We start from the raw sequence: 3,067 nt of genomic DNA on the forward strand, positions 1-3,067 counted from the left end.
CCGAGAGGTGCCGTTCCAGTCGATCAAGATAGCGATCAACGACCGGAATCAGGGAGGCGTTAATGACGGTCGTACTGGCGCGCTCGTACTCGCGAATCTCGGGGTGGATATCGCACGACAGACACACCACCGTATCCGGAGCCGCTTCAGCGATAAGACGTCCCAACTGCTGTTCGTGCGTGGGATTGAGATAGGAGTTCACCAGGCAGACGGCTATCGTTTCCACTCCGGCGGCCAGATGCTGATCAATCACCGCTCGGGCTTGTGCCGGATCGAGCGCACGCTCAATACGGCCGTTGCCCAGGATGCGCTCCTGGACTTCCAAACGCAGGGAACGGGGCACGAGAGGCGGCAGGCGGTCCCAGTCCGCGTCATAGATATAGGGCCGTCGCTGCCCGCGCATTTCGAGTTCGTCCCGAAAGCCCTGGGTGGTAATCAGTCCGGTCCGCGCGGTGGTCTCTTCGATGACGGCGTTCGAGGCAATGGTCGTGCCGTGGACAAAGCCCTCGACCTGGGCCTGCGCATCGACCTCATTGACGCAGCGGACGATATCTTCGCCCACCTGATCGAGCAGCGAGAGCACCTTTGTGGTGAACAGGCGTCCGTCATCGCCAACCACAATAACGTCGGTGAAGGTTCCGCCAATATCAAAGCCTATACGCATGTCTTCATCCGTTCAGAGCAGAAGATCGCAGTGGCCGGGCGAGGGCCATCCAGGAAGAGTGAGTCTGAAGCATCCGGCTCGTGACTAGTCCGCGGCCGCAACCGGTTGCAAGCGGGTAGCTCGCAGCGCCTCGGTTTCCGGCATATTCACCGCAGCCGCGGCCGTATCAATTACCACCCCATACTGATCTCGCGCCTGCGCGACGGACAGCTTTTCGTCCTGTACGTCGGCCAGCACCTGGGCGGGGTCGCGCTCCAGGGGATTACCGTGTCCGCCCGAGCCGGACACGATGTGGTGAATGCGGTCGCCCGGCTTGACGTCTATATGCAGATGGGCTTTGCGCGGCAGTTCCCGACCCTCGGCTTCTGGATTCAGAATGTTTTTGGACAGCGAGCCGGGCGCACCACCGGCCAGCCCCCCGGAGGCCCGAATGAGACGGTTGGTGCGAACCATGACTTTTCCGGGGCTCAGGAAACGCCACTGTTTATAGATGGACACCGAGCCCCGGTGCTTGCCGGCGCCGCCCGTATCCGGCACATAGCCAAACCCGTCAACGACCAGCGGGAATTCACGTTCGAGCAGTTCCGCCGGAATGGTTCCGTACGACCCGAAGGCCATGGGCGCCACGCCATCAATCCCGTCCTTGTGCGGCCGTCCGCCCCAGCCACCAAAGAAAATATCCATGACCGCAAACGGTGTCCCGTCTTCCTTCTCACCAGTAAAGTGCAACACGTCCCCACCCTCTCCGGGGATGGGCACCCGGTCGGGCAATGCCTGAGCCAGGGCACGAAACAGCATGTCAAAAACCCGAAAGAATAAGGGCGCGCGGCCACCGACCGCAGCCGGAAAGCGCGGGTTTACCAGGGTGCCGAGTGGCGCAACGATCTGTATAGGCCGAATGAAGCCGACGTTGGTTAACACCTCAGGGCTGACAATGCTCTTGACCGCGCCATAGACCGTCGCTTCCGTCATGCTCAGCGGCAGGTTGATCGCCCCGCGCGCCTGTGGGCCGGTGCCGGTGAAATCAACACTCAGGGTTTCGCCTCGTGCGCGCAGGGTCACCTTGATCGGCAGGGCTACACCGTCGGAGCCAAAACCATCGTCCTCAAAGGCATCCTCATACACATACTCGCCCGGAGGAATCTCCTTAATGGCCGCCCGGGTGGCCTTTTCCGCATAGGCAATCAAGTAGTCACAGCACGAGCTGAACGTGTCCAGGCCGTATTTTTCGAGCAGACGTTTCAGTTCCTGCTCGCCGCGCCAGCAGCCCGCGATTTTTGCCTCCACGTCTCCGAGCCATTCGTCGGATACCCGGACGTTGGCCAGAATCGTCTCCAGGAGAGCTTCGTTGCGCTCCCCGGCCTTGTACAGCTTGATCGGCGGCAGGCGGAGCCCTTCTTCGAAGGTTTCCGTACACTGGCTGCTGAACCCGCCCGGAAAGCGCCCGCCAATATCGGTGTGGTGCGAATAGGCCAAGGTAAAGGCGACCCGCCGCCCCTGCCAGAACGTAGGCGCAATGATCATTACGTCCGGCATATGGGTGACACCGGCATACGGATCGTTCACCACGATCACATCGCCGGGCGCGAAGTCCTCCCCGTATTTTTTGAGGATGTGGGGCATCACCGCAATAAAGAAGGCCAGTTGAAACGGAGCCGCATAGCCCTGGCCGATTAACCGGCCCCGGCCGTCGCAGATAGCGGTGGCAAAATCTCCGGTCTTGACCATGGCCGAGCGGCCGGTTTTCCACACCGCAATCGCCATTTCTTCGGTAATGGCGGCCAATTCGTTTTTCACAACCTCAACCAGAATAGGATCAAATGCCATAGCTCTCCTCCCGGCCCGCGTGTCTGACGCGGGCCGTCCATTCTCCCGTCAGGTCCTCAGCTCGGACCGCAGTGTTGCCCGAAGTTGCGTCGTCCGCTGCCAGTCAACCTGCTCCGTGCTCTGGTCAATGGCGACCCCGTATTCCCGCTCGGCGTACGCGGCTGAGATTTTCTCGTCCAACACATCGTCCAGGACGAGCCGGGGGTCACGCGAGAGCGGGTCGCCATAACCGCCCGCACCCGGTTGGACATGCAGCAGGGTTTCTCCGGATCGTACTGCGGTATCGATGAGCATTTCGTGTGGGAGTGGGGTTTCTACCTCGCCGGAGCGCAGCCTGGCAGCAAACGGGGTGCCGTCTTTTCCACCGGCCAGGCCATACGGAACGGATTTGACTCGACAGGTTCGGAGCATTACCCGGCCGTCGCCCAGAAAGCGCCATTTCCGGTACACGGACAGGGCCCCGCGGTATTGACCCGGACCGCCGGTATCCGGCAAAAAGCCAAAGCCGTCCAGCATGACCGGACATTCGCGCTCGATCATTTCCGCTGGAATGCTGCGCATGGCGCCGCCGGCAGC

3 protein-coding genes are annotated in these 3,067 nt (G+C 61.4%); all 3 read right to left on the reverse strand.

The features are described 5' to 3' along the window. On the reverse strand, positions 1-664 hold a 664-nt coding region (locus tag OXG98_04810; protein ID MCY3771324.1), incomplete at its 3' end, for a hydantoinase/oxoprolinase family protein. An 84-nt stretch (positions 665-748) separates the two neighbouring features. Further along, positions 749-2,491: a hydantoinase B/oxoprolinase family protein gene (locus OXG98_04815; GenBank protein ID MCY3771325.1), complete on the reverse strand. Its 1,743-nt coding sequence runs from the start codon at positions 2,489-2,491 to the stop codon at positions 749-751. Positions 2,492-2,539: 48 nt separating this feature from the next. After that, positions 2,540-3,067: hydantoinase B/oxoprolinase family protein (locus OXG98_04820; protein MCY3771326.1), on the reverse strand; the 528-nt coding region annotated here is incomplete at its 5' end.

The sequence above is a fragment of the Gemmatimonadota bacterium genome, from assembly GCA_026706345.1.
Lineage (GTDB): Bacteria > JAAXHH01 > JAAXHH01 > JAAXHH01 > JAAXHH01 > JAAXHH01.

Excerpts from the sequence above, each read along its gene's own strand:
- OXG98_04815 (MCY3771325.1), bottom strand. The coding sequence starts at position 2,491 with ATGGCATTTGATCCTATTCTGGTTGAGGTTGTGAAAAACGAATTGGCC.